Origin of the sequence: Streptomyces sp. NPDC007983 (assembly GCF_042958345.1) — a bacterium.
Classification (GTDB): domain Bacteria; phylum Actinomycetota; class Actinomycetes; order Streptomycetales; family Streptomycetaceae; genus Streptomyces.
Window position 1 is genome coordinate 461,134 of the sequence record NZ_JBIBJI010000003.1, and the last position, 25,056, is coordinate 486,189.

The 25,056-nt window shown below is 72.4% G+C and carries 23 protein-coding genes; 7 read left to right on the forward strand and 16 right to left on the reverse strand.

Annotated features, from left to right (window positions below; translation table 11 throughout):
• The first annotated feature begins 122 nt into the window (after positions 1-122).
• Complete coding sequence (locus ACFZCY_RS11125; RefSeq protein ID WP_391171222.1) at positions 123-1,775, forward strand: penicillin-binding transpeptidase domain-containing protein; 1,653 nt, start codon at positions 123-125, stop codon at positions 1,773-1,775.
• Between the two features lie 69 nt (positions 1,776-1,844).
• Here ACFZCY_RS11125 and ACFZCY_RS11130 read toward each other — a convergent pair whose 3' ends face one another.
• On the reverse strand, positions 1,845-2,246 hold the full coding sequence (locus ACFZCY_RS11130; protein ID WP_391171224.1) for a cupin domain-containing protein: 402 nt from the start codon (positions 2,244-2,246) through the stop codon (positions 1,845-1,847).
• Positions 2,247-2,363: 117 nt separating this feature from the next.
• Here ACFZCY_RS11130 and ACFZCY_RS11135 point away from each other — a divergent pair, with 117 nt between their 5' ends.
• Together ACFZCY_RS11135 and ACFZCY_RS11140 are read left to right on the forward strand one after the other, a co-directional pair.
• Complete coding sequence (locus tag ACFZCY_RS11135; protein WP_391171226.1) at positions 2,364-2,858, forward strand: YbaK/EbsC family protein; 495 nt, start codon at positions 2,364-2,366, stop codon at positions 2,856-2,858.
• Positions 2,855-3,736, forward strand: a complete 882-nt coding sequence (locus tag ACFZCY_RS11140) for an EamA family transporter (protein WP_391171228.1) — start codon at positions 2,855-2,857, stop codon at positions 3,734-3,736. Before ACFZCY_RS11135 ends, ACFZCY_RS11140 begins: the two co-directional genes overlap by 4 nt.
• 4 nt (positions 3,737-3,740) lie before the next feature.
• Here ACFZCY_RS11140 and ACFZCY_RS11145 read toward each other — a convergent pair whose 3' ends face one another.
• Positions 3,741-4,523, reverse strand: a complete 783-nt coding sequence (locus ACFZCY_RS11145) for a glucose 1-dehydrogenase (protein WP_391171230.1) — start codon at positions 4,521-4,523, stop codon at positions 3,741-3,743.
• Between the two features lie 163 nt (positions 4,524-4,686).
• Here ACFZCY_RS11145 and ACFZCY_RS11150 point away from each other — a divergent pair, with 163 nt between their 5' ends.
• A complete protein-coding gene (locus ACFZCY_RS11150) occupies positions 4,687-4,812 on the forward strand; it encodes a hypothetical protein (protein ID WP_391171233.1) in 126 nt (41 codons plus the stop codon).
• Between the two features lie 715 nt (positions 4,813-5,527).
• Here the strand turns inward: ACFZCY_RS11150 and ACFZCY_RS11155 are convergent.
• The 6 genes from ACFZCY_RS11155 to ACFZCY_RS11180 form a co-directional block, all read right to left on the reverse strand.
• Positions 5,528-6,736, reverse strand: a complete 1,209-nt coding sequence (locus ACFZCY_RS11155) for a serine hydrolase (RefSeq protein ID WP_391172119.1) — start codon at positions 6,734-6,736, stop codon at positions 5,528-5,530.
• Between the two features lie 70 nt (positions 6,737-6,806).
• A complete protein-coding gene (locus tag ACFZCY_RS11160) occupies positions 6,807-7,565 on the reverse strand; it encodes an ATP-binding cassette domain-containing protein (RefSeq protein ID WP_391171235.1) in 759 nt (252 codons plus the stop codon).
• Complete coding sequence (gene cbiQ, locus ACFZCY_RS11165) at positions 7,562-8,326, reverse strand: cobalt ECF transporter T component CbiQ (protein WP_391171237.1); 765 nt, start codon at positions 8,324-8,326, stop codon at positions 7,562-7,564. The genes ACFZCY_RS11160 and cbiQ overlap by 4 nt, the downstream gene beginning before the upstream one ends.
• A gap of 1 nt (position 8,327) precedes the next feature.
• Positions 8,328-9,482: an energy-coupling factor ABC transporter permease gene (locus ACFZCY_RS11170; RefSeq protein WP_391171239.1), complete on the reverse strand. Its 1,155-nt coding sequence runs from the start codon at positions 9,480-9,482 to the stop codon at positions 8,328-8,330.
• Between the two features lie 155 nt (positions 9,483-9,637).
• A complete protein-coding gene (locus tag ACFZCY_RS11175; RefSeq protein ID WP_391171241.1) occupies positions 9,638-11,896 on the reverse strand; it encodes an MMPL family transporter in 2,259 nt (752 codons plus the stop codon).
• A gap of 133 nt (positions 11,897-12,029) precedes the next feature.
• A complete protein-coding gene (locus ACFZCY_RS11180) occupies positions 12,030-12,653 on the reverse strand; it encodes a TetR/AcrR family transcriptional regulator (RefSeq protein ID WP_361487297.1) in 624 nt (207 codons plus the stop codon).
• A 140-nt stretch (positions 12,654-12,793) separates the two neighbouring features.
• Between ACFZCY_RS11180 and ACFZCY_RS11185 the strand changes: the two genes are divergently transcribed.
• Entirely contained in the window at positions 12,794-16,117 is a 3,324-nt protein-coding gene (locus tag ACFZCY_RS11185; RefSeq protein WP_391171244.1) for a S41 family peptidase, read from the forward strand.
• A gap of 97 nt (positions 16,118-16,214) precedes the next feature.
• On the opposite strand, the gene ACFZCY_RS11190 is transcribed toward ACFZCY_RS11185, so the two are convergent.
• The 4 genes from ACFZCY_RS11190 to ACFZCY_RS11205 all read right to left on the reverse strand — a co-directional run bounded on the left by ACFZCY_RS11190 (position 16,215) and on the right by ACFZCY_RS11205 (position 20,026).
• Positions 16,215-16,469, reverse strand: a complete 255-nt coding sequence (locus tag ACFZCY_RS11190; RefSeq protein WP_391171246.1) for a hypothetical protein — start codon at positions 16,467-16,469, stop codon at positions 16,215-16,217.
• Between the two features lie 121 nt (positions 16,470-16,590).
• Complete coding sequence (locus ACFZCY_RS11195) at positions 16,591-17,496, reverse strand: short-chain dehydrogenase/reductase (RefSeq protein ID WP_391171248.1); 906 nt, start codon at positions 17,494-17,496, stop codon at positions 16,591-16,593.
• Positions 17,493-18,506 (reverse strand): alpha/beta fold hydrolase, encoded by a 1,014-nt coding sequence (locus ACFZCY_RS11200; protein ID WP_391171250.1) that lies wholly within the window; start codon positions 18,504-18,506, stop codon positions 17,493-17,495. Before ACFZCY_RS11200 ends, ACFZCY_RS11195 begins: the two co-directional genes overlap by 4 nt.
• Complete coding sequence (locus tag ACFZCY_RS11205; RefSeq protein WP_391171252.1) at positions 18,503-20,026, reverse strand: NAD(P)-binding domain-containing protein; 1,524 nt, start codon at positions 20,024-20,026, stop codon at positions 18,503-18,505. The genes ACFZCY_RS11200 and ACFZCY_RS11205 overlap by 4 nt, the downstream gene beginning before the upstream one ends.
• Before the next feature lie 196 nt (positions 20,027-20,222).
• On the opposite strand from ACFZCY_RS11205, the gene ACFZCY_RS11210 reads away from it, so the two are divergent.
• Positions 20,223-20,975, forward strand: coding sequence for a MerR family transcriptional regulator (locus tag ACFZCY_RS11210; protein WP_391172121.1), 753 nt, complete (start codon positions 20,223-20,225; stop codon positions 20,973-20,975).
• Here ACFZCY_RS11210 and ACFZCY_RS11215 read toward each other — a convergent pair.
• Positions 20,969-21,772 (reverse strand): exodeoxyribonuclease III, encoded by an 804-nt coding sequence (locus tag ACFZCY_RS11215; RefSeq protein WP_391171254.1) that lies wholly within the window; start codon positions 21,770-21,772, stop codon positions 20,969-20,971. The genes ACFZCY_RS11210 and ACFZCY_RS11215 overlap by 7 nt on opposite strands.
• Before the next feature lie 64 nt (positions 21,773-21,836).
• Here ACFZCY_RS11215 and ACFZCY_RS11220 point away from each other — a divergent pair, with 64 nt between their 5' ends.
• The gene (locus ACFZCY_RS11220) at positions 21,837-22,367 is read left to right on the forward strand and encodes a GNAT family N-acetyltransferase (protein ID WP_391171256.1); all 531 of its coding nucleotides are present in this window, start codon (positions 21,837-21,839) and stop codon (positions 22,365-22,367) included.
• Here ACFZCY_RS11220 and ACFZCY_RS11225 read toward each other — a convergent pair.
• The 3 genes from ACFZCY_RS11225 to ACFZCY_RS11235 form a co-directional block, all read right to left on the reverse strand.
• Positions 22,334-22,786, reverse strand: coding sequence for a hypothetical protein (locus tag ACFZCY_RS11225; protein WP_391171258.1), 453 nt, complete (start codon positions 22,784-22,786; stop codon positions 22,334-22,336). The genes ACFZCY_RS11220 and ACFZCY_RS11225 overlap by 34 nt on opposite strands.
• Entirely contained in the window at positions 22,783-23,946 is a 1,164-nt protein-coding gene (locus tag ACFZCY_RS11230; protein ID WP_391171260.1) for a trypsin-like serine peptidase, read from the reverse strand. Before ACFZCY_RS11230 ends, ACFZCY_RS11225 begins: the two co-directional genes overlap by 4 nt.
• A 211-nt stretch (positions 23,947-24,157) precedes the next feature.
• On the reverse strand, positions 24,158-24,817 hold the full coding sequence (locus tag ACFZCY_RS11235) for a LysE family transporter (protein WP_391171262.1): 660 nt from the start codon (positions 24,815-24,817) through the stop codon (positions 24,158-24,160).
• Positions 24,818-25,056 lie beyond the last annotated feature (239 nt).

Sequence of the window (25,056 nt, forward strand, 5' to 3'; positions counted from 1 at the left end):
CCCCGGAGGAAGCGCTTCCGCCAGCGGTCGCGGCGGGTTCACACGATGCCGGTAGAGTGCGTCGGACCGCGGCCCCCACCGCACCGGTGGGGGGGACTCGAAGAACACAGTGGGGGTTCTGCATGCGGAGTGGCGCGAGAGCCGCGATCGTCAGTGCGGTGTTCGCCGCCATGGTCGTCAGTGTTGCCGGCTGCGGCAGCGGCCAGGATGACTCGTCGGGTTCCAAGGACGGCGCGAACGCCGGGGCATCGGGCGACGAAAAGAACGCCGTGAAGAAGGTGAAGACCGGCCCGCCCAGCGCGGCCGAGGTCAAGACCACCGCCCGTACGTTCCTGGCGGCCTGGTCGGCGGGCGAGACGGCGAAGGCCGCCGCCCTGACGGACGACAGCGACGCGGCCACCGCGGCGCTGAGCGGCTACCGCAAGAAGGCCCATATCGACAAGGTGGAGCTGAATCCGGGACAGGCCAGCGGCGCCAAGGTGCCGTTCTCGGTCAACGCCCGGATCGCGTACAGCGGTGAGAGCAGCGTCCCCTGGACGTATGAATCCTCGCTGTCCGTGACCCGCGACACCAAGACGGGCAAGCCGGTCGTCGACTGGCAGCCCTCGGTCGTCCACCCCAAGCTGGGCAAGGGCGACACCCTGAAGACCGGCGAGTCCGAGGCACCGCCGATCAAGGCCGTCGACCGGGACGGCACGGAGCTGACCGCCACCGACCACCCGACCCTCAAGGGGGTGCTGTCCGGGCTGCGCGAGCGGTACGGCAAGAAGGCCGGCGGCAAGGCGGGCGTGGAGACGTTCATCTCCCGCGCCAAGGGCTCCAAGTCCCCCGACGAGACGCTGAAGGTGCTCTCCAAGGGCACCCCGGGCACGCTGAAGACGACGATCGACGCGAAGCTCCAGCGCACCGCCGAACAGCAGGTGAGCAAGAAGAGCAAGGCGTCGGTCGTGGCCGTCAAGCCGAGCACCGGCGAGATCCTCGCGGTGGCCAACTCCCCCGCGAGCGGCTTCAACCCGGCGCTCCAGGGCTCGTACGCGCCGGGCTCGACCATGAAGGTCATCACCTCGGCGACGCTGATCGACAAGGGTCTGGCCGCGTACGGCAAGGCGCATCCGTGCCCGAAGTACTTCAGTTACGGCGGCTGGAAGTTCCAGAACGACAAGAAGTTCGAGATCAAGAACGGCACGTTCGAGCAGAGCTTCGCCCGTTCCTGCAACACCGCCTTCATCAGCCAGGCGCCGAAGCTGAAGGACGACGATCTGACGAAGGAGGCCCGTGACGTCTTCGGCATCGGCCTCAACTGGCAGACCGGCGTGCCCACCTTCGACGGCGCCGTGCCGGTCCAGTCCGCCGCCTCCAAGGCCGCGTCGCTGATCGGCCAGGGCGGGGTGCGGATGAACCCGCTCAACATGGCGTCGGTGTCGGCCACGGCCTCCACCGGCACCTTCCGGCAGCCGTACCTGGTCGCGCCGTCCGTGGACAACCGGACGCTGGCCAAGGCGAGCAAGACGATGAAGCCGAGCACCAAGGACCAGCTGCGCAAGCTGATGCGCCTGACCGCCACCTCGGGCACCGCCGCCGAGGCGATGTCCGGGATGAGCGGCGACTTCGGCGCCAAGACCGGCTCGGCCGAGGTCGACAACCAGGAGAAGCCGAACGGCTGGTTCACCGCCTACAACGGCGACCTCGCGGCCGCCGGTGTGGTCCCCGAGGGCGGCCACGGCGGCGACACGGCGGGCCCGATCGTGGCCGCGCTGCTGCGCGCGGGCGGCTGACGCCCGTACGGCCGCACACGGCTCAGGAGCCGGGCGGGCGCGGTGATTTCCGCGCCCGCCCGGCTCCGTTCAGTTGAGGTCGTGTCCGGTGGTGCTGTCCACGTGGTCCGGGATCTCGCCCTCGTGGCGGTCCCCGGTCGACGGGGTGCCCGACGGCTCGAACATCAGGATCGAGCCGCCCGGTGACGACGGCTTGTGCTCGGTGCCCCGGGGGACGACGAAGGTGTCGCCCTTGGTCAGGTGGACGGTCGTCTCCTTGCCGTCGGCGTCCCTCAGGGCGATGTCGAAGCGGCCGTCGAGCACCAGGAAGAATTCGTCGGTGGCCTCGTGCACGTGCCAGATGTGGTCGCCCAGGGTGTGGGCGATCCGCACGTCGTAGTCGTTCATCCGGGCGACGATGCGGGGGCTGTAGACCTCGTCGAACGAGGCCAGGGCCTCGGTGAGGCTGACGGGCGTGGGGTGCGGTTTCATGGTCCGATCATCGGCGGGCGGCCGGGCCCGGGTCTTGAACGCCCGTGCGGATCGGCGGCGTTCCGTCACCCGAAATGTCCTCGCGGGGCCGTGGCCTCCGCCGATAGCCTCGGCACCATGGCCTCCGACACCTCAGACACCGCCGCCCACCCCCGCTTCGCCGAGGCCCTGCGCGGCCTCGGCCTGGACGTGGAGATCCGCCGCTTCCCCGACGCCACCCGCACCGCCGTCGAGGCGGCCGAGGCGGTCGGCTGCGAGCTGAGCCAGATCGTCAAGTCCCTCGTCTTCGAGGCGGACGGGAAGCCGGTGGTGGTGCTGGTGGACGGCGCGTCCCGGGTCGATGTCGAGCGGGTACGCCGCGAGCTGGGCGCCGGCGCGGTGCGGCGGGCGAGCGCCGCGCTCGTCCGGGAGACGACGGGCTACGCCATCGGCGGCGTCCCGCCGTTCGGGCACCGCGCCCGCACCCGCGTCCTCGCCGACCGCCGGCTGCTGGACCACGGAGTCGTCTGGGCCGCGGCGGGCACCCCGCACACCGTCTTCCCGCTCGACCCCACGTCGCTGATCGCCCACGCCGGGGGAACCGTGGCCGACGTGCGCGGCACCACCGCGTGACCCCGCTGGTCGCGGCCGCCGTCCTCCTGGCGGCCATCACCCACGCCAGCTGGAACGCCATCGCCCACCACATCCGCGATCAGCTGCTCTCCTTCACCCTGGTGAGCGGCGGCGGGGCGCTGTGCGGGGTGGTGCTGGCCGTCTTCAGCCCGCTGCCCGCCGCGGGCGCCTGGCCGTACCTGATCGCCTCCGCCGTGATCCACCTCGGGTACTACGTCCTGCTGATGCGCTCCTTCCACCTGGGGGACTTCGGCCAGATGTACCCGATCGCCCGGGGCACCGCGCCGCTGGTGGTGACCGTGCTCGCCGCGGTCTTCGCCGCCGAGACCCCGGACGCCTGGCAGGCGGCGGGCATCGCGGTGGCCTCGTCGGGGCTGCTGGGCGTGGCGCTGTGGGGCGCGCGGGGCGCCCGTACGGCGGGGAGCGCCCGTACGGCGGGGAGCGGTGGCCCTCAGGGGCTCGCCCTGGCCGCCGCCGTGGCCACCGGGCTGTCCATCGCCGCGTACACCGTGGTCGACGGCCTCGGCGTACGCGCCTCCGGCACCCCGCTCGGCTACATCGCCTGGCTGATGATCCTGCAGGGGTTCGTCATCCCCGCCTACGCCCTCGCCACCCGCCGCCGCGCGCTGGCCGCCCAGCTCCGCCCGGTCGCCCTGCGCGGTCTGCTCGGCGGCGCCCTCTCGGTCTGCGCGTACGGCCTCGTCCTGTGGGCCCAGACCCGCGCCGCCCTCGCCCCCGTCGCCGCCCTCCGAGAGTCCTCCATCATCGTGGGCGCGGCCATCGGCACCGTCTTCTTCAAGGAGCGCTTCGGCGCCCCCCGCATCGCGGCGGCGGGCCTGATGGTCGCGGGCATCGGCCTGATGTGGCACCCGGGCTGAGCGGTCACCCGCCCAGGATGGCCGTGCGCAGCGCCGTGTCGGTCATGGTGATGCCGCCGTCGACCGGGAGGGTGACGCCGGTGATCCAGGCGGCGTCGGGGGAGGCCAGGAAGGTGATGGCGGCGGCGATGTCGGCCGGTTCGCCGACCCGGCGGAGGGGATAGGCGCCGGCGGCGCGGCGCAGCGCCTCCTCCCGGCCGTCCCAGCCGGGGGTGCGGATGGTGCCGGGGGCGACGAGGTTGACGCGGACGCCACGGGCGGCGGCGTGGCCCGCGAGGGTGCGGGTGAGGCTTCCCAGGCCCGCCTTGGCGGCGCTGTACGCGTGGTTGCCGAAGTCCTGCAGACCGTTGACCGAGCCGACGTTGACGATCGTGCCGCGGCCGCCGGCCGCGGCCAGATGGGGCAGCGCGGCGCGGGCGCAGCGGAAGGCGCCGCCGAGGGTGATGTCGAGGTCCTGGTGCCACTCGTCGTCCGGCTGGTCCTCGAACAGCGGGGTGTCATCGTGGCAGGCGTAGGCGTTGTTGACGAGGACGTCGAGCCGGCCGAAGCGGTCCACGGCGTGGGCGACGGCGGCCTCCGCGTCGGCCCGCTGGGCGACGTCGCAGGCCAGCGCCTCGGCCTCGCCGCTGTCGGCGCGTATCGACTCGGCGGCGCGGGCGGCCCGTTCACCGTCGAGGTCGGTGACGAGGACGCGGGCGCCCTCGGCGGCGAAGCGGCGCGCGGTCGCCTCGCCGATGCCGCGTCCCGCGCCGGTGACGACGACCGCGTACCCCTCGAATCTGCGCATGGTGCACTCCTTCTCGCCGCGTTGCGGACCGGGCCCGCCGGGTGGCGGGCCCGCCGGAGTCACTGCCCCGCCCGGCAGGCGCGCAGTCGCCGGGGTGTGGCCGCGGTCAGTCCGCCCGGGGGGACGGCGGGCCGGCGCCTCCGGCGCGCCCAGGGCGATGGCCGTGGCGTACGAGGCGGCGACGGCGCCGGTGCCCGCGACGAGGACGCGCAGCGGCCGGCCGAGCGCCGAGCCGACGCTCGCGCCGGAGATCTGCTCGGTGGTGTGCCTGTTCCTGAACCGGCCGTGAAATCGCTGCGGTGGTGCCGCTCCGGTGAACGGTGCGGCAGAGCAGTCGTGCCGCGGTTCGCTTGTGATGATCGGTGGCCGTGCGCGGGGCATGGCCAGCTTTCAGGCTGTGCCTGTGCCGGTGGGACAGTCGCGGAGAGTGCGCGCAGATCGTCGAAGGCTTGGAGGAGATGCGCCTCCAAGCTCTGTGAGGGGTCGTCGGCCGGCCGGTGTAGCGGTCCTCGGCGTCACCGTTCTCCTCGTCCCGACGCGCCACCACCCGCCGGTGGTTAGGGACGATGTGCAGGGTGAACCACAGCGATTCGGCCACCACCGCCGCCGGCAGCGCCGGCCCGCCCGCGCGATGGGCGACATGGCCCGCGATACCGGGCACGGTCACCGCGAACTGGGCGGCGTGCGTCAGTCGGAAGACCAGCAGAATGCGCAGCATCTGCCATTCCATGCCCTGCCGCGCGAGCCGGTGCCGCTGAGCCGGTGGCTCCGCCGCACGCGCGCGTGCTCCCCATAACCCCCGTGTCCGCACCAAGCGTTCCCCCGTGCTCCCCCGGGAGAGCCGCCCCTACGGCTCTCACCACCGGAAGGATCCCCACTGAGGGCGGGGCCGGAACGGCACGGCAGGGACCCTTGGCCCCGCGAACCCGGCGTGTACGCCGCGAGAGGGCGCGCGAAGACAGGAAGAGGCGCGCGTACGGCGCTCACCACACGCTCCCCGAGGGCTACGCCTCCTGGGCCGCCAGCGCCGTCCGTACGGCGCGCACCAGGGCCTGCGCCCGCGGGTCGGCGGTAACGCCGCGCTGCATGCCGTTGGTGACGTACGCGAAGCCGATCCGCGCCTCGGGGTCGGCGAAGGCGAGCGAGCCGCCCCGCCCCGGGTGGCCGAAGGAGCCCGGGCCCAGCAGCGGGCAGGCCGGGCCGTGCAGCATGTAGCCGAGCCCGAAGCGGGTGCCGACCACGAGCACCCGGTCCGGCCCGGTGGACTCCTCCGTACGGGCCAGGGTCAGCGTCGCGGGGGCGAAGAGGCGGCCGCCCGCGCGGGCCGTGCGCGCCGACGGCAGCGGGCCGATCAGCGCGGCGTAGAAGCGGGCCAGTGCGTCGGCGGTGGCGACCCCGCCGGAGGCGGGCAGCCCGGCGGCGAGATAGGCCGGGTCGTTCTCGTCGGGCACCGGGCTGATCGCGCCGAACGCGCGCCGGGTCAGCGACTCCGGGTCGGCGTACGCCTCGGCCACCGACCGCTTGGGCCGCAGCCGCAGCCCCTGCGCGGCGGGCGCGGCCGGCGCCTCCACCGACCCGATCCGGCCGACCCGGTCCAGCTGCTCCTCGGGGAGCCCGAGCCACAGGTCCAGGGCGAGCGGCCAGGCGATCTCCTCCGCGATCCAGCGGCCGATGGTGCGCCCGGTGACCCGTCGCACCAGCTCGCTCAGCAGCCAGCTGTAGGTCTGGGCGTGGTAGCCGTGGGCCGTGCCGGGCTCCCAGTCGGGGCGCTGGGCGGCGACGGCCCGCGGCCCGGATATGCCGTCGATGGCCTCGGCCGGGGTCAGCGGGGTGTCGAGGGCGGGGATCCCGGCGCGGTGGGCGAGCAGATGCCGCACCAGCACCCGTTCCTTGCCGTTCTCCTTGAACTCGGGCCAGTACGTGCCGACCCGGCCGTCCAGGTCGAGCTGGCCGCGCTGGTGGAGCAGCAGCGGTACGGCGGAGGCGACGCCCTTGGTGACGGAGCGGACGACCTGCGCGGTGTCCTGGGCCCACGGCTCGCCGTCACCGTCCTCGGCCGGGTCCTTCGTACCGCCCCACAGGTCGACGGCCTTCTCCCCGTCCCGGTAGAGGACGATGGCCGCGCCGCGCTCACCGCGCTTCGCGAAGTTGTCCGCGAAGGCGTCCCGGACCGGTTCGAATCCGTCGGCCACCGTGCCCTGGACGTCCACCACTGATCCGACTCCCACCCTGCCGATCCGACCGTGCTGCCGTCCTTATGGTGCAACGAGCCCGGCCGGGACGTCAGACCGGGGCCGTCACCGAGCGGGGGTCGAAGCCGAAGGGCAGCTCCAGCCGGTGCTCCCGCATCAGCTCCTGGTCGCACAGCAGGTCCTGGGTACCCCCGTCGGCCGCGATCACTCCCCCGCTGAGCACCACGGACCGCGGGCACAGCTCCAGCGCGTACGGCAGGTCGTGGGTGACCATCAGCACGGTGACGTCCAGGGAGCGCAGGATGTCGGCGAGTTCGCGGCGCGAGGCCGGGTCGAGGTTGGAGGAGGGCTCGTCCAGGACGAGGATCTCCGGCTCCATGGCCAGCACGGTCGCGACCGCCACCCGCCGGCGCTGCCCGAAGGACAGATGGTGCGGCGGCCGGTCCGCGAACGCCGCCATCCCCACCCGGTCCAGGGCCCGGTGGACCCGCTCCGCCAGCTCCGCGCCGCGCATCCCGGCGGCGGCCGGGCCGAACGCCACGTCCTCGCGCACGGTCGGCATGAACAGCTGGTCGTCCGGGTCCTGGAAGACGATGCCCACCCGGCGGCGGATCTCGGCCAGGTTCGGCTTGGTCACCGGCAGCCCGGCGACCGTGACCGATCCGGCGCCCGCCTCCAGGATGCCGTTCAGATGCAGCACGAGGGTGGTCTTGCCCGCCCCGTTGGGGCCGAGCAGCGCCACCCGCTCACCGCGCGCCACGGTCAGCTCGACGCCGAAGAGCGCCTGGTGGCCGTCGGGGTAGGCGTAGGCGAGGCCGGACACCTGGAGGGACGGCGGGGCGGAGGTCATGTGAGCATCCATCCGGTCAGGCAGACCGCCAGCGCGGTCAGCGGAAGTGCGGCGGCGTACGTCCACTGTGCACGGGACGCGGTCACCTCGTCGATCACCGGCATCGTGCCCGTGTAGCCGCGGCTGAGCATCGCCAGATGGACCCGTTCGCCCCGCTCGTAGGACCGGATGAACAGCGCTCCGGCCGACTTCGCGAGTACGCCCCACTGCCGCACCCCGCGCGCCTCGAAGCCGCGCGAGCGCCGGGCGATCCGCATCCGGCGCATCTCGTCGGTGATGACGTCCCCGTAGCGGATCATGAACGACGCGATCTGCACCAGCAGCGGCGGCATCCGCAGCCTCTGGAGCCCCAGCAGCAGGGCGCGCAGCTCGGTCGTCGACGCCAGGATGACGGACGCGGCGACCCCGAGCGTGCCCTTGGCCAGGATGTTCCAGGCGCCCCACAGCCCGGACTCGCTGAGCGACAGCCCGAGTACGTCCACCCGCGCGCCCTCCGCGACGAACGGCATCAGCACGGCGAAGGCCACGAACGGGATCTCGATCAGCAGACGCCTCAGCAGAAACCCGGCCGGGATGCGGGCCGTCGCCGCCACCGCGGCCAGCAGCACGCCGTACAGGCCGAACGCCCACAGCGCCTCGCGGGGCGTCGCGACGACGACGAGGACGAAGCAGAAGACGGCGGCGATCTTGCAGTGCGGCGGGAGGGTGTGGACCGGCGAGCGGCCCGCCCGGTAGAGCGTATGCGCGTGCCCCGCCCCCATCTCAGCGCGCCTCGGCGTCGGTCTCGGCCCGGCGCCGCCGTACGACGACGAAGACCCCGGTCCCCACGGCGAGCGTCGCGCCGACCCCGATCACCCCGGCGAGGCCACCGGAGAGGCGGGCGTTGGAGATGTCCTTGACGCCGTAGTCGGCGAGCGGGGAGTCCTTGGCGGCGTGGTCCTCGGTCTTCTGGTCGATGCCCTTGTCGTGGGCGACCTTCTCCAGCCCGTCGGGGCTGGCGGAGGCGTAGAAGCTGACGACGCCCGCGCACAGCAGCGCGGCCCCGAGCCCGGCCGCCCACACCCGGCGCGCGGAGCGCCGCGGTGCGCCGGCCGTGGGGGCGGCGGTTTCCGCGTCCGTGCCCGCGGGCGCCGCCGTGACCGTACGAGCGGCGGCGGGTGCGGCGGCTCCGGCGGGCGCGGCGGGTTCGGCGTTCCCCGCGTTCCCGGCAGGCGAGGCCGGGGCCGGGGTGCGCACCGGGGCACCGGTGCGCAGTTCCAGGCGGCGCGCGGTCACGCCGCGTGCGCCGTGGACGAGATCCGGTCGTACGGCCATCACGGCGCCGACCGTCAGGGCCGTGATCGCCGCCTCGCCGATGCCGATCAGCACATGCACACCGACCATCGCGGTGAAGACCTTGGCCGAAGCCACGTCGGTCGTCCCGCCCAGCGCGTAGATCCCGGTGAAGGCGACGGCGGCGGCCGGGACGGAGACCAGCGCGGCGGCGAAGGACGCGACGGTGACCGTGCGGCTCCGGTTCGGGGCGAGCTTCAGCACGGCGCGGAAGATCCCGTAGGCGACGACCGTGGTGACGACCGCCATGTCCGTGATGTTGACCCCGAGCGCGGTGAGGCCGCCGTCCGCGAAGAGGACGCCCTGCATGAGCAGCACCACGGAGACGCACAGCACGCCCGTATAGGGGCCGACGAGGATCGCGGCCAGCGCCCCGCCGAGCAGATGCCCGCTGGTGCCCGCGGCTACGGGGAAGTTCAGCATCTGGACGGCGAAGATGAACGCCGCGACCAGCCCGGCCAGCGGCGCCGCCTGCTCGTCGAGTTCGCGCCGCGCGCCGCGCAGGCTGACGGCGACCGCGGCGGCGGCGACGGCACCGGTCGCCACCGACACGGGGGCGTCGATGAATCCATCGGGGACATGCATGGCGGGGCTCCGCTCCTGAGCTGCGGGTATCCGCTCGATGGTGACCTAACTGCACATCATTCGCAAGAGCGCCCCGCATGCGAAAGCGCCGACGGCGGCCCTCCCGCCTGGGAAGAGCCGCCGCCGGGGCGTGCGTTGGGCGTCTGCGCCGCCGGTTACACCCGGCTCAGCTCCGGGTCCTTCTCGGAGCCCTTGGCGTCCGCGTCGCGTCCCGCCGGGGCGTCCGCTCCGAGCTGCTTGCGCAGCCCCTCGCCCTCGACGTCCACGTTGGGCAGCGCCTTGTCGAGCCAGCGCGGCAGCCACCACGCCGACTTGCCGAGCAGCGCCAGCACCGCCGGGACGATGGTCATGCGGACCACGAAGGCGTCGAAGAGGACCGCGGTGGCCAGGCCGAAGCCGATCATCTTCACCATCGCCTCGGACGAGCCGATGAACCCGGCGAAGACGCTGATCATGATGACGGCGGCCGCGCTGACCACCCGGGCGCCGTGGCGGAAGCCGGTGACGACGGCCTGACCGGGGCGCTCGCCGTGGATGTACGCCTCGCGCATCCGGGTCACCAGGAAGACCTCGTAGTCCATGGCCAGCCCGAACACCACACCGATCATGAAGATCGGCATCATGCTCATGATCGGGCCGGTCTCCTCGACGCCGAACAGGTCCGCCGCCCAGCCCCACTGGAAGACCGCGACCACCGCGCCGAGCGCCGCGACGACGGACAGCAGGAAGCCGAGCGCCGCCTTGAGCGGGACCAGAATCGACCGGAAGACGATCATCAGCAGCAGGAAGGCCAGCCCGACGACGAGTGCCAGATACGGCATCAGCGCGTCGTTCAGCTTCTGCGAGATGTCGATGTTCATCGCGGTCTGACCGGTCACCAGCACCTCGGCGCCGGTGTCGGACTTGAAGGAGCCCGCGTGGTCCCGGATGTCGGAGACGACCTTCTCGGTGTCGACGCTGCTCGGCTTGTACTTCGGCACGACGGTGAGCATCGCGGCGTCGCCGGGCTTGTTGAACGTCGCCGGGGTGACGGCCGCGACGCCGTCCAGACCGGCGATGGTCTTGCTCACCTTGTTCACCGCGGCCTTGGGGTCGTCGCTGCCCTTGGTGTCGGCGACCACCATCAGCGGACCGTTGAAGCCCGGGCCGAAGCCGTCGGAGATCATGTCGTACGCCTGCCGCTTCTGGCTGCTGACCGGCTGCGAACCGTCGTCCGGCAGCCCCAGCTCCAGGCTGAGCGCGGGCACCGCGGCGGCGCCGAGGCCGAGCACGCCGAGCAGCAGCACCGCCACCGGGCGGCGCAGCACGAACCGGGCCCAGCGGGTGCCCATGTTGGGCTTCTCCTCCGCCTGCGCGCCCTCCGCGGCGGCGGCCTTCGCCTCCGCCATCCGCTTGCGCGCCTTGCGTCCGTACACCCGCTTGCCCGCGAAGCCCAGCAGCGCGGGGATGAGGGTGATCGCGATGAGGACGGCGATGACCACCGTGCCGGCCGCCGCAAAGCCCATCTTGGACAGCATCGGGATGTTGACGACCGCGAGACCGACCAGCGCGATGACGACGGTGAGACCGGCGAAGACGACCGCGGAGCCCGCGGTGCCCACGGCCCGCCCGGCGGCCTCCTCGCGTGTCCGGCCCTCGGCCAGTTCGGCGCGATAGCGGGAGACGATGAAGAGCGCGTAGTCGATGCCGACCGCGAGGCCGATCATCATCGCCAGCGTCGAGGTCGTGGCGGACAACCCGAGGGTGGTGGCGAGCGCGGTGATCCCGGAGATGCCGATGCCGACGCCGATGAGCGCGGTCAGCAGCGGAAGTCCGGCGGCCACCAGCGAGCCGAAGGTGATGGCGAGGACGATCGCGGAGATCACGATGCCGATGATCTCGGTGGAGCCGGTCTCGGGCATCTCCTGGAGCGCGTCACCGCCGATCGCCACCGTGAGATCCGACTTCTGCGCCTTCTCCCCGGCCTCCTTCAGGCCGTCCTTGGCGGTGTCCTCCAGCTCCATGGCGTTGACCTTGTAGCTGGTCAGGATGTACGCGGTGGAGCCGTTCCCGGAGACGGCCCGGGCCTTGTACGGATCGGCGACCGAGGCGACCTGCGGAGAGCTGGCCTTGAGGTCGGCGACGGTCTTCGTGACCACGGCCTTGTTGGCCGGGTCGGTCATCTTCTCGCCCTGCGGCGCGCGGAAGACCACCCGGGCGGTGGCGCCGTCGGCGTTACCTCCGGGGAAACGCTTCTCCAGGAGGTCGAAGGCCTTCTGGGCCTCGGTGCCCGGGATGGAGAAGCTGTCGTTGGCGGGGGGCGAGGCGGTCGCGGCGCCGACTCCGGCGACGGCCAGGAGCGCCACCCATATCAGGGCGACGAAACGGCGTCGCCGGAAGGCGAATCGACCGAGTTTATAGAGGAACGTGGCCACGAGGAGAGGTGCTCCCGTCGAGTCGGTGTCACTGCTGGCAGGTGTGCGTGACCTGACCGGCGACGAGAGCGGCGCGCCGGCTGGGTCCGTATGTCCGTATGTCCGTATGGGGTGTGTGCGGGGGCGGGGAGGGTCAGAGGCCGAGGGCGGGGAGGACCACGGCGTCGATGTAGGCGCTGAGATAGGCGGCATCCGGCTCTTCGCCGTCGATCAGCGACCGGGCGACGAGTGCGCCGCACATCATGTGCACGACGTAACCCAAGGCGGGTCTGTCCGGAGCCACTTCGCCCCGGTCGACGGCACGCCGCAGCAGCGCCTGGAGAGCGTCCAGCTCGGGATGGAACAACAGCTCCCGGAGGGCCTGGTGGAGGTCCGGATTGGTGTGGACCGCCTGGGCCAGCCCCCTCATCAGGGCCGCGTCGCGCTCCCGGGCGCTCTCGGTGCACCGCACGATCTCGTGCAGGTCGCCGCGCAGCGATCCGGTGTCGACATCCTGGAGCGAAACGGGCTTGGTGTGCCGCAGCGCGGAGGCCACCAGCTGCGGTTTGCTCTTCCACTGGCGGTAGAGCGTGGCCTTGCTGGAATGCGTGCGCGCGGCGACGGCGTCCATGGTCAGCGCGTCGTACCCGACCTCCCCGAGGAGCTCGACCACGGCCTCGTACAGCTCGCCCTCCCGCTCGGGGGACAGCCGGCTGCGGCGGACCCGGGCCGTGGGCCGGTCGTCGACCGGCTGGTCGGCGGGCTGGGCCGTCGGCATGGCGTCCCCTTTCGAACGAAACGGTTTCGTACTCCTCCAACCATACGACCACCCGGACCACCCCGATAGCGAAACCATGTCGTTTCGCTCGTGGTGTGCGTCACAGAACCGAGTTGCTTTGCCGGACCGGGGCCGAAACCATGGATGAGGTGAGGGACACCAGCGACACCGACCGCGCGTATCTGCGATTTCCGCATCTGCACGGCGACTTGCTGTGCTTCGCCGCCGAGGACGATCTGTGGGTCGCCCCGCTGACCGCCCGCGGCGAGCCGCCCGGACGGGCCTGGCGGCTGACCGTCGACCGGACCCGGGTGGGCCACCCCCGCTTCTCCCCCGACGGCTCCCATATCGCGTACACGAACTGGCGCAGCCTCGACCCCGAGATCCACCTCGCCCCCGTGGACGGCGGCCCCACCCGGCGGCTGACCTACTGGGGCAGCGAGGACGCCCGGGTGTGCGGCTGGACGCCACCCGACCAGGACGGCGCCTCCCACATCCTCGCCGTGTCCTCGCACGGCCAGCCCTTCTCGCACTTCTCCTGGGCCTACAGCCTGCCCACCGACGGCAGCCCCGGCAGCCGGCTGCCCTGGGGGCCGGTGGCCGACATCGCCGTGGCCGACATCGCCGTCGGCGACGAGGGCCAGGACGGTGAGCGGTGCACCCTGCTGCTCACCGGCAAGCCGCCGCACGAGCCCGCCTCCTGGAAGCGCTACCGGGGCGGCGCGACCGGCCGGCTGTGGCTGGGCGGCACCCGGCTGCTGCCCGAACTCGACGGCCATCTGGACTCGGTCATGGTGGTCGGCGGGCGCATCGCCTTCCTCTCCGACCACGAGGGCGTCGGCAACCTCTACTCCTGTCTGCCCGACGGCACCGGCCTGCGCCGCCACACCGACCACGACGACTTCTACGCCCGCCACGCCTCGACCGACGGCAGCCGCGTCGTCTACCAGTGCGCCGGGGAACTGTGGCTGGTGGACGACCTCGGCCCGGACGCCGAACCCCGGCGGCTGCGGGTGCGGCTCGGCGGGGCGCGCGCCGGGCGGCGGCCCTATCAGGTGCCGGCCGCCTCCCACGTCGACTCGCTGTCCGTGGACGCCACCGGCCGGGCCAGCGCGGTGTGCGTACGCGGCAGCCTGTACTGGCTCACCCACCGCGACGGCCCCGCCCGCACCCTCGCCGACACTCCGGGCGTCCGGGTACGGATGCCCGAGATCCTGGGCTCCAGCGGGCGCGTCGCCTATGTGACGGACGCGGAGGGCGATGACGCGATCGAGATCGCCTATCTGCCGCGGGCGAGCGAGACGGGCGAACCGCGGCGGCTGGCCGTGGGCCGGTTGGGGCGGGTGCAGGAGATGGAACCCTCACCCGACGGCGACCGGCTCGCCATCGCCGCCAACGACGGCCGGCTGCTGCTCGTGGACATCTCCGCGGACGGGGACGGCGAGGTCACCGAGCTGGTCAGGTCGCTCAACGGCCCGGTCGCCGACCTCGCCTTCTCACCCGACTCGGCCTGGCTGGCCTGGTCCCATCCCGGCATCGGGCGCAGCCTGCGCTCCATCAAGATCGCGCGGCTGACGGACCGGACCATAGTGGACGTGACCAGCGGGCGGTTCGAGGACGAGGAACCGGTCTTCACCAGCGACGGCCGCTATCTCGCCTTCCTGTCCTGGCGCGGCTTCGACCCCGTCTACGACGTGCACACCGGCGACCTCTCCTTCCCGCTCGGCTGCCGCCCCTATCTCGTACCGCTGTCCTCCGCCACGCCCTCGCCCTTCGCCCTGTCCCCCGAGGGCCGCCCGGCGGCGGGCGGGCTCGACCCGGACGACGGCGACGGGGGCGGGGACGGCGACGGCACGGTGACCGTCGAGGTGGAGGGGCTGCCCAGCCGGGTCACCGTCTTCCCGGTGGCCGCCTCCAAGTACTCCTCGCTGTGGCCGGTCAGCGGCGGCGGCCTGGTGTGGCTGCGCTGGCCGATCTCGGGCGCGCTCGGCGAGACGTTCGCCAACCCCGCCGACACCTCCGACCGCCCCACCCTCGAGCACTTCGACCTGGCCAAGGCCAAGCGCACCGAACTCACCAGCGAGCTGGACTGGTTCCGGGTCAGCGGCGACGGCTCCCGGCTCGTCGTCATCGACGACGGCGATCTGCGGGCGGTGCCCGCCACCGAGTCGGGCGACAGCGACTCCACGGTCCAGATCGACATGCGCCGTATCCAGCACACGGTGGACCCGGCGGCCGAGTGGCGGCAGGCGTACGAGGAGGCGGGCCGCATCACCCGCGCCTACTTCTGGGAGCCGGGCATGTGCGGCGTCGACTGGGACGGCGTGCTCGACCAGTACCGGCCGCTGGTCGAACGAGTCGCCTCCCCCGACGAGTTCGCCGATCTGCTGCGCGAGGTCCTGGGCGAACTGGGCACCTCGCACGCGTACGTCCAAGCCGGGCGCCGCAACGAGGGCCCGGCCCATTACCAGCGCCCCATCGGGCTGCTCGGCGCCGACTTCACGCGCACCGAGGACGGGGCGTGGCAGGTCTCCCGCATCCTGCCCGGCGAGTCCTCCGACTCCCGGGCGCGCTCGCCGCTCGCGGGCTCCGGCATCCGCGAAGGCGCCCGGCTCACCCATGTCGACGGCCGCCCGGTGGATCCGGTGGCCGGTCCCTGTCCGCTGCTGACCGCGGCGGGCGGCACCACGGTCGAGCTGACCTTCGCCTCCCCGGACGGCGAGGGCCCGCCGCGCCGGGTCGCGGTCGTCCCGCTGATCGACGAGCGGCCGCTGCGCTACCAGGACTGGGTGGCCAGGCGGCGGGCGGTGGTACGGGAGTTGAGCGACGGGCGGTGCGGCTATCTGCACATCCCGGACATGGGCGGCTCCGGCTGGGCGCAGTTCAACCGGGATCTGCGCCGGGAGGTGTCGTTCGCCGCGCTGATCGTGGACGTCCGGGGGAACGCGGGCGGCAACATCAGCGAGCTGGTGGTCGAGAAGCTGACCCGCACCGTGATGGGCTGGGACCTCACGCGCAACGCCCAGCCGGTGTCGTACACCAGCAACGCGCCGCGCGGGCCGATCGTCGCGGTCGCGGACGAGGCGACCTCCTCCGACGGCGACATGATCACCGCGGCCTTCAAGATCCAGGGCATCGGCCCGGTGGTGGGGCTGCGGACCTGGGGCGGTGTGGTCGGCATGACCGGCCGCCATCCGCTCGGCGACGGTACGGCGATCACGGTGCCGATGAACGCCGCCTGGTTCGACGCCTATGGGTGGGGGGTCGAGAACCATGGCGTGGAGCCGGACATTCCGGCGCCCCGCTCCCCGCTGGACTGGGCGGAGGACCGCCATCCACAGCTGGGGGTCGCGGTGCGTACGGCGCTGGACCTGCTGGAACGGCATCCGGCCGCGGCCCCACCGGGCTATGGCCAGGTACCGGACCGGCGACGCCCGAAACTCCCCCCGCGGGGTGACGGTTGAGCGCATGAGCTGAGCTGACTCATGCGTGCCGGGGGCGCATCCCCTGACGGATGCGCCCCCTCGCGCACACTCTTCACTAACCCGTCGACGAGATGGCTTACATCTCCTCGAACGGCTCCTGGTCCCGCATCTCGTCGCCCATGCCCTGCTGGCGGCGCTCCCGGCCCATACGCTCGGCCTGCTCACGGCTTTCGGGCCGGTCCTGGTCGCGGCGCGGCTCCTGACCCCGCTGGGCCTGCTGCGCCTGCTGGCCTCGCTGCCCCTGCTGACCCCGCTGGGTCTGCCGGCCCTGCTGGCCCTGCGCCTTGCGCTTGGCCTGCTGGGCCTTCTCGCTGAACTCGTCCTTCCCCATCTGCGTCACTCCTCATCGGGTGAAAGGGATCGGGCCCGACCAGAGTTACACGCAGGGACATACTCCGCATTTCGATCGACCCCACTCATCGAATTCCCAGGTCAGCGCGGTTGACAGACAGTTACCGGTCACGCTGCGTACGGGCGGTGCGCGCCCGCTCGTCCGCCGCGCCGCCCTCGCCCACGAGATGGCCGCGCTGCCCGCGGGTGGCCGCCAACCGGGGTTCGATCCTGCGCATCTCCCTCCGTCCCACCGCCCCGATCAGGGCGGGCAGACAGCCGCGCAACGGCTGCGTCCCGCGCAGCCACCACTGCGCGTACACATGAGCCGAGCGGCGCTCCATCCCGGCGACGAGCCGGTCCACGGCCGGACCCAGGGGATACGTACGCCCCGCGGGCCACGGCATCCGCGACCGCAACTCCCGCATCAGCTCGTCCCGGTCGGCGCCGCGCACCATGTCCGTGTCGGTCCAGCTGAGATAGCCGACCCCGACTCCTACGCCCCGGTGGCCCACCTCGGCGCGCAGACAGTGCGCGAACGCCTCGACCCCCGCCTTGGACGCGCAGTACGCCGTCATCATCGGCGCGGGCGCGATCGCGGCGAGCGAGGCGATCTGCAGCAGATAGCCGCGGCTTGCGATCAGCGCGGGCAGGAAGGCGCGGGCCGTGGTGACGCTGCCCAGCAGATTGACCTCGACCACCCGCCGCCAGGCCGTCTCGTCGGTGTCGAGGAACGGACCGCCGGTGGCCACCCCGGCGTTGGCGCAGACGATGTCCACCGCGCCGAAGCGCTCCACCACTTCCCGCGCGACCCGGGCCATCGCCTCCGGGTCGGTGACATCGGCGTGCCAGTGGCCGGAGTCGGTGGGCAGGCGCTCCGACACCCGCTTCAGCTCCTCCGGTTCCAGGCCCACCAGCGCCACCCGCACGCCGCGCGCGGACAGTTTGCGGGCCAGCAGCTCGCCGACTCCCCGTGCCGCGCCGGTCACCACCGCGACCCGGCCCTCCAGACTCCTGCGCGCGCTCATGTCGTCTTCTCCTCGACTGCGTGGGGGTCGCCGACCGCGTGGGGGTCGCCCTCGGTCATGGCATCGGGCACGGCATCGGCCCCGGGAGCTCGCTGGGCTCCCTCGTGGTCCCCGGCGAGGCGGCGGATCACGCGGCTCACCGCCCCGGGGTCCTCCACGGGGGTCATATGGCCGAGGCCGGGCAGCTCGGTGAGGCCGGTGCAGTGCGGCAGGGCGGCCGCTATGGCGTGGGCGTGCTCGGGCGGGGTCAGCCGGTCGGCGGTGCCGACGATGACGGCGGCGGGCATGGTCAGCAGCCCGACGCGGTCATCCAGATCGAGGTCACCCATGACATGCGCCCAGGCGGCGCGCACGGTGCGGGGGCACGCGTGCACGATCTGCGCGCACGCCTCCACCATGGCGGGCGCGGAACCCGGGCCCATCGTCCCGTACCGCAGCAGGCGCTTGGCGAGGGGTGTGACCGGCCCCATGGGAACCCGCGCCCCGAGGATCGCGCGATGGATCCGCGCCCGTAGCCGATCGGAGCGCAGCGGCACCACGCGCGCCCGCTCGATCAGCCGGGAGGCGCCGGTGCTGCACAGCACCACGGCGGCGGCGCGCTCGCTCAGCGCCGGACGGCCGGCGGCGGCCATCACCGTCATTCCGCCCATGGAGTGGCCCACGACCACGGCCCGGCGGTCCGGCTCCAGGGTCTGCTCCAGCACCGCCTCCAGGTCGTCGGCCAGTGCCTCGGTGCTGTAGCCACCGGGGCCGGGGGCGGCGCTGCGGCCATGGCCGCGCTGGTCGTAGAGGATCACCCGGTGGTCGGCGGCCAGTTCCCGCAGGACCGGCGCCCAGAACGCGGTCGAGCAGGTCCAGCCGTGCACCAGGACGACGGCGGGAGCGGCGGGGTCGGCGGGCCCGTGCAGCTCGGCGTGCAGCCGGGCGCCGTCGGCCGAGGTGACGGTCAGCTCGTGCGCGCCGGCCGGCGGGGCGTACGGCCCGGAGGGGACGTAGCGGGTGCGCCTCATCGCGATCCCCTCCCCGCGGCGGACTCCGCGCCCTGGGCGGCTCCGGTCCGCTGCCGCAGCACGTGGTACTCCGCGAGCCGCACCCGCCGGGTGACCCGTTTGAACTCGCTGGTCGAGCCCGGCCACAGGGTCGTGTTGCGGCCGTTGTCCAGATACCAGCTGTCGCAGCCGCCCGAATTCCACACCGTGCGCTTCATCCTCTCCTGGACCATGTCGTTGTAGGCGCGGACCGCCGCCGGACGGGCGTCCAGGGCGACCTTGCCGCCGAGGGCGTCCAACTGCCGCAGATAGTCGGTCACATAGTTGAGCTGTGCCTCGATGATGAGGATCATCGAGCTGTTGCCGAGCCCGGTATTGGGCCCGATGATCGTCAGGAAGTTGGGGAAGCCCGCCGCGCTGGCGCCGCGCAGCGCCTCCATGCCGCCCTTCCACTCCTCCGCGAGCGTGGTGCCCGCCGCCCCGGTCACGCGCTGGGCGATGGGGATGTCGGTGACGTGGAAGCCGGTCCCGAAGATGATCGCGTCGGCCTCGGTCTCGGTGCCGTCGGAGCCGATCAGCGTGGTGCCGCGGATCTCCTTGAGCCCGCCGGCCACCTCCACATGCGGCTGGGCGAGCGCCGGGTAGTAGTCGTTCGACAGCAGGATGCGCTTGCAGCCGATGCGGTAGCGGGGGGTCAGCCTGGACCGCAGCACCGGGTCCTTGATGGCCCGCCCCATGTGCACCCCGGCCAGCCGCTCCACGAACCCCAGCTCGGCCGGGCGCTTGGTGAAGGCCCCGACCTGCAACTCCCGGATCCCCCACAGCAGCCCGCGGCGCAGCGCCCCGGAGACCGGCAGTCTGCCGTGCAGCCAGCGCTCGGCGGCGGTGATCCGGCGGTCCATGCGCGGCAGCACCCAGGGCGGGGTGCGCTGGAAGAGGGTGAGCCTGCGCGCCTCCTTCTGGATCTCGGGCACGATCTGGATGGCCGATGCGCCGGTGCCGACCATCGCGACCCGCTTGCCGCGCAGGTCGTAGCCGTGGTCCCAGCGCGCGGTGTGGAAGACCTTGCCGGGGAAGCCGTCGAGCCCGGGGATGTCCGGGATCTTCGGGTCGGAGAGCGGCCCGGTCGCGCTCACCACGACATCGGCGGTCAGCGGCCCGCGCGCGGTCTCGATCTCCCAGTGCAGCGCCGCCCCGTCCCAGCGCAGGGCCAGCACCTCGGCGTCGAAGCGCAGATGCGGCCGCAGCCCGAAGGTGTCGGCGACCCGCTCCAGATAGGCCCGGATGTGCCGCTGCCCGGAGAAGGCGCGCGGCCAGTCGGGATTGGGGGCGAAGGAGAAGGAGTAGAGGTGGGAGGGGATGTCGCAGGCGCAGCCCGGATAGCTGTTGTCCCGCCAGGCCCCGCCCACCGCGTCGGCCCGCTCCAGGACCACGAAGTCGGTGATGCCGGCGCGGCGCAGTCTCACCGCCGCGCCCAGCCCCCCGAACCCGGACCCGATCACCGCCACCCGCACGTGCTCATCCGTCAGCCCAGCCGCCATGCCGCCGCCTCCCGCCGCTCGAACTGCCTTGAACTGCCTGAATCGCTTGAACTGCCTGAACCGCTCGGAACCGTGCCAGCGTTCACTGGCACGATGGGAGCGTAGGACAGGGATCCGGCGAGCGGTAGGGGCTGTGGATAACCGAGTTACCGGCGGTCACACACGACCGCCCTCGACATAGGCTGCTGCTGTGGCGATGAGCGAAGCGGACCAGGTACGCGAGTACCGGGTGACGGAACTGGCCGAGAGGGCCGGGATCACCGTGCGCACCCTGCGCTTCTACCGGGAGCGCAAGCTGATCCCGCCGCCTCGCCGGGAGGGCCGTATCGCCTGGTACAACGACCACCACCTGGCCCGGCTGCGGACCATCACCGCCCTGCTGGAGCGCGGTCACACCCTGGGCGGGATCGCCGAGCTGATGGCCGCGTTCGAAAGCGGGCGGCGGGACGTCGGCGAGCTGCTGGGGCTGGACGGCGGCCTTCCGGCCTGGTCCGAGGAGACCCCGGTCCGGCTCACCCCGCAGGCCCTCGCCGACTACTTCGACGAGGAGGCCACCGCGGAGAACCTCACCGTCTCCCTCGACATCGGCTATCTCGCGGTCGACGGCGATGACATCGTGCACATCAGCCGCCGGCTGCTGGACACCTCGCGGGCCCTGGTCGCCCAGGGCATCCCGCTGTCGGCCGTCCTCGCGGCCGGGCGCGAGGTCCGGGAGCATGTGGACGCCATCGCCGAGACCTTCGCCACACTGCTGATCAGCCATGTGCTGACGGACGCGGACAAGCGCGGCGAGGAGATCGGCGAGACCGTGGAGCGGCTGCGCCCCCTCGCGAAGAGCGTCGTGGACGCCGAGCTGTCGATGGCCATGGACCGCCGGCTGCGGGCCGGTCTGGCGGAACGGGCGGACGGGCGCACGGAGGACACCGGGCGCCCGCCGCCGGATCAGTGAGCGGCGCCGTAGGTGACCGTCACCGGGGCGTGGTCGCTCCACCGCTGGTCGTACGCGGGGGCCCGCTCCACGACCGCCTTCAGCGCCCGCCCGGCGAGCCCGGGGGTGGCGACCTGGTAGTCGATGCGCCAGCCCGCGTCGTTGTCGAACGCCCTCCCCCGGTACGACCACCAGGAGTACGGGCCGTCGACGTCCGGGTGCAGCGCGCGCACCACGTCCACGTAACCCGCCTCCTCGAAGACGCGCGACAGCCAGGCGCGCTCCTCCGGCAGGAACCCGGACTTCTTCCGGTTGGCCTTCCAGTTCTTCAGGTCGGCCTCCCGGTGGGCGATGTTCCAGTCGCCGCACACCAGCGCCTCGCGCCCGTCGGCCGCCGCCCGCTCGCGCAGCTCCTTGAGGTACGGAAGGAACTCCGCCATGAAGCGCTCCTTCTCGTCCTGCCGCTCGGTGCCGACCTCACCGGAGGGCAGATAGAGGCTGCCGACCGTCACACCCGGCAGATCGACCTCCACATAGCGGCCGCTGCCGTCGAACTCGGAGGAGCCGAAGCCGACCCGGGCGCCCTCCAGCTCGCGCCGCGCGTACACCGACACCCCCGCCCGGCCCTTGGCCGCCGCCGGGGCGTGCACCACATGCCAGCCGTCCGGCTCGCGCACGGCCTCGGGCAGTTCGCGCGGCTCGGCGCGCACCTCCTGGAGGCACACCACATCGGCCGCGGTACCGTCCAGCCAGGGCAAGAAGCCCTTCTTGGCGGCGGCACGCAGCCCGTTCACATTCACGGTCGTCACGGAGAGCACTACGGCACGATACGACATGGAAAATCCGATGCCGCCCCCGTCGCATGGAAGTACGATCCCCCGCGTGAATATCCGAACGGTGCGCTTCGACCACCCCGACGCTGTACGTCTCAACGACGAGGTGCAGGCGGAGTACGCCGAGCGCTACGACGACGAGGGGGACATGACGCCCCTGGACGTCGCCCATTTCGACCCGCCCCACGGCCTCTACCTCATCGCCTACGACGAGACCGGCCGCCCGGTGGCCACCGGCGGCTGGCGCAGCCAGGACCGGAACGACGAGGGGTACGAGGACGGGGACGCCGAGCTGAAGCGGATGTTCGTCGTACGGGAGGCGCGCGGACGCGGGCTGGCCCGGCTGATCCTCGCGGCGCTGGAGGACAGCGCCCGGGCGGTCGGCCGCACTCGTATGGTGCTGGAGACCGGCGTCAAACAGCCCGAGGCGATCGCGTTGTACACCTCGTCGGGATATGTGCCGGTGAGGAAGTTCGGGCTGTACCGCTTCGACGAGCTGAGCCGCTGCTTCGGCAAGCCGCTCGCGCTCCCGGAGGACGCCGCGGTTCACCAGAAGAACCAGCCGGGCGTCGCCTCGTAGATCCGCGCCGCCTCGCCACACCGCCCGGCGCCCTCGGAACCCTCATGGGCGGCGATCACGGCCGCTTCGCGCTCGCCGTAGGCGTCGGCCCCGTCCGCCGCCACGATCAGGGCGGCGATCACGGCGAAGAAGACCCAGGGGACCGCGCTGTGGCGCGGCGCCTTCTCCTGCACCACCCAGGCGCCCACCACGGCCATCACCGCGGCCGCCGCCACCAGGCAGAGGGCCACGGTGGTGAGGCGGCCGAGGAGGGGCGAGGGGTCGCACAGGACGTAGACGCGCCCGCCGCGCAGCCGCTCGTAGAGGGCCGCGCCGCTCAGTGTGAAGCCGAACGCGGCGATGTGATGCGGCCGCACGGCCCATACGGCGGAACCCGCCCCGTCGCCGGAGCGGGTCCCCTCCTCCGTCAGCCGCTTCATCCCTGCGCGGCGAACTTCTTGCTCATCGCGTCGAACACGCCCTTCGCCTCGGCCCCCAGATGCGGACCGGCGAGCCAGGTGTGCTCGTTCGAGCTGATCGAGCTGTTGGACACCAGCACCGTCTTGCCCCCGCGGTTGACGAACCAGCCGCCGCCGGAGGTGCCGCCGGTCATCGAGCAGCCGATGCGGTACATGGTCGGCGTGGTCGGCGCGAACGACAACCGGCCGGGCCTGCTGGTGCAGTTGAACATCTTCGCGCCGTCGTAGGGCGGCGCCGCCGGGTAGCCGTATGCCCCGATCGAGCTGACCTTGTTCGCCGACGGCGCCCCGAACCACACCGGCGCGGCGGCCCCGACCGTCTCCTGCAGCGACTTGCCGCCGCCGTTCTCCGGCTTCACATGCAGCACCGCGAAGTCGTACGCGGAGCCCACGTTGCCCGTCTTGCCGCCCGTGTTGATCCACTGCGACGAGGTCTGCGACCAGTTCGCCCACCACACGCCGTACGGGGTGACCTCACGCTGGGCGGCGGTCTCCGTCCGGGCGGCGGACAGCCCGTTGTCGTTGTACGACGGCACGAACACGATGTTGCGCATCCAGCCGCCCTTCTTGCCGGAGTGCACACAGTGGCCCGCGGTCCACACCAGGTTCGACTTCCCCGGGTGCGCCGGGTCCTCGACGACCGTGCCCGAGCAGACCATCGGCCCCTCGGGGCTGTCGAAGAACACCCTCCCGACCGGCGCCATGTTCCGGTGGTACGGCCGCGAGACCTGCTTGGCCGGTACGGCGGGCGGCTCCGGATCGGTCGCGGTCCGGTTCTCGCCCGCGCTCTGCGCGGAGAGCGTGTTGGGCGAGTCCTTCGCCTTGGACATCCGGGACGGCTGCCAGAAGTTCTTGATGACGGGATTGGCGAAATCGGACGCATCACGCGCCCACTTGTCCCAGTCCTTCCAGCCGCCCTGCTTCCACTTCTTCAGGTCGTCCAGACTCGTCGGAACGCCCTCCGGCAGCTTGACCCCGTCATCACCCTGCTGACCGGCCGCGGCCGGCGACGTCGACTCGGAACCGGCCTTGTCCTCACTCGGCCCGCAGGCCGACGCGGTAGCCACGAGCAGTGCGGCCACCGCGGCGGCCGCCGCGGTGGAACGGCGTATGAATGGCATGGCGCCTTATCCCCCTGTGGTGCTGTTGTTCTGCTGTGCGGAGTTCATGCGACGGCGCTTTCGCGCCATGTCCCTTCCAGGACGCACCCACTATGCCCGGGCCTCTCGCCAGGGCCATCACCTGTCTCACGGCCCGCACACAACAGGAACGGTGTCAGCACGAATCCCTGACATCGGACGCCTCGTCAGAACAACGCCATGGGCGGCCGCGTCAGGCCGTCTTGCGCCCGCCCTCCGCAAGGAGGTTCGCCGCGAAACCGAAGAACGCCACCCCGCTCACCTGCTCCATCCGGCGCCGGAACGCCGGCCGCCGGATCCGCTCGCTCAACGCGGACGCGGCACCGGAGACCACCCAGTACCAGAGCGCCAGCTCGACGATGTCGATCGAGGTGAACACCAGGGTCGAGGTGAACACCGAGGCACCGTGCGGGGTGAACTGGGGAATCAGGCTCATGTAGAAGACCCCCGCCTTGGGGTTGAGCAGGTTGGTGCCCACCCCCGCGCGGAACGCCGCCCACCACCCGCGCGGCCCCGATCCACCCACCGGCCCCGGATCCAGCGCCTCCAGTTCCGGCTCCGCCGCCGCCCGCCGCGACCGCCACAACGCCGACGCCCCCAGCCACACCAGATACGCCGCCCCGGCGACCCGCAGCGTGTCGTACGCCACACGCGAAGCCGTGAGCAGCGCCGTCAGCCCGACCGCCGTCGCGAACCCCCACACCAGACACCCGGCGAGTACCCCCAGCGACGCCGCCAGCCCCGCCTGCCGCCCATGGGACACCGACGTGCGCAGCACGAGCAGGGTGTCCAGCCCCGGAGTGACATTGATGAGCGCGGCAACGCCCGCGAAGGCAAGAGCTGAGGTGAACATGCCCGCAGGCTAATCCAGCACAAGTGAAACCCCCGCCGGACTTTCCCGGCGGGGGTTTCGAGCTGCAGTGGACCTGAGGGGATTTGAACCCCTGACCCCCGCGATGCGAACTACGGGCGGCGCGGTCGCTGAGGTCTGCTGGGCTGGTCAGTCGGTCGGCTGGGGCTGATGTCGATCGACGGTGGTTGAAGTGGTTGCTGTACTTCCCTGCTGTACGACCACCCGCTGACACCGCCTTA

Excerpts from the sequence above, each read along its gene's own strand:
- ACFZCY_RS11125 (WP_391171222.1), top strand. The coding sequence starts at position 123 with ATGCGGAGTGGCGCGAGAGCCGCGATCGTCAGTGCGGTGTTCGCCGCC.
- ACFZCY_RS11130 (WP_391171224.1), bottom strand. The coding sequence starts at position 2,246 with ATGAAACCGCACCCCACGCCCGTCAGCCTCACCGAGGCCCTGGCCTCG.
- ACFZCY_RS11135 (WP_391171226.1), top strand. The coding sequence starts at position 2,364 with ATGGCCTCCGACACCTCAGACACCGCCGCCCACCCCCGCTTCGCCGAG.
- ACFZCY_RS11145 (WP_391171230.1), bottom strand. The coding sequence starts at position 4,523 with ATGCGCAGATTCGAGGGGTACGCGGTCGTCGTCACCGGCGCGGGACGC.
- ACFZCY_RS11160 (WP_391171235.1), bottom strand. The coding sequence starts at position 7,565 with ATGACCTCCGCCCCGCCGTCCCTCCAGGTGTCCGGCCTCGCCTACGCC.
- cbiQ (WP_391171237.1), bottom strand. The coding sequence starts at position 8,326 with ATGGGGGCGGGGCACGCGCATACGCTCTACCGGGCGGGCCGCTCGCCG.
- ACFZCY_RS11170 (WP_391171239.1), bottom strand. The coding sequence starts at position 9,482 with ATGCATGTCCCCGATGGATTCATCGACGCCCCCGTGTCGGTGGCGACC.
- ACFZCY_RS11180 (WP_361487297.1), bottom strand. The coding sequence starts at position 12,653 with ATGCCGACGGCCCAGCCCGCCGACCAGCCGGTCGACGACCGGCCCACG.
- ACFZCY_RS11185 (WP_391171244.1), top strand. The coding sequence starts at position 12,794 with ATGGATGAGGTGAGGGACACCAGCGACACCGACCGCGCGTATCTGCGA.
- ACFZCY_RS11190 (WP_391171246.1), bottom strand. The coding sequence starts at position 16,469 with ATGGGGAAGGACGAGTTCAGCGAGAAGGCCCAGCAGGCCAAGCGCAAG.
- ACFZCY_RS11195 (WP_391171248.1), bottom strand. The coding sequence starts at position 17,496 with ATGAGCGCGCGCAGGAGTCTGGAGGGCCGGGTCGCGGTGGTGACCGGC.
- ACFZCY_RS11200 (WP_391171250.1), bottom strand. The coding sequence starts at position 18,506 with ATGAGGCGCACCCGCTACGTCCCCTCCGGGCCGTACGCCCCGCCGGCC.
- ACFZCY_RS11205 (WP_391171252.1), bottom strand. The coding sequence starts at position 20,026 with ATGGCGGCTGGGCTGACGGATGAGCACGTGCGGGTGGCGGTGATCGGG.
- ACFZCY_RS11210 (WP_391172121.1), top strand. The coding sequence starts at position 20,223 with ATGAGCGAAGCGGACCAGGTACGCGAGTACCGGGTGACGGAACTGGCC.
- ACFZCY_RS11225 (WP_391171258.1), bottom strand. The coding sequence starts at position 22,786 with ATGAAGCGGCTGACGGAGGAGGGGACCCGCTCCGGCGACGGGGCGGGT.
- ACFZCY_RS11230 (WP_391171260.1), bottom strand. The coding sequence starts at position 23,946 with ATGCCATTCATACGCCGTTCCACCGCGGCGGCCGCCGCGGTGGCCGCA.
- ACFZCY_RS11235 (WP_391171262.1), bottom strand. The coding sequence starts at position 24,817 with ATGTTCACCTCAGCTCTTGCCTTCGCGGGCGTTGCCGCGCTCATCAAT.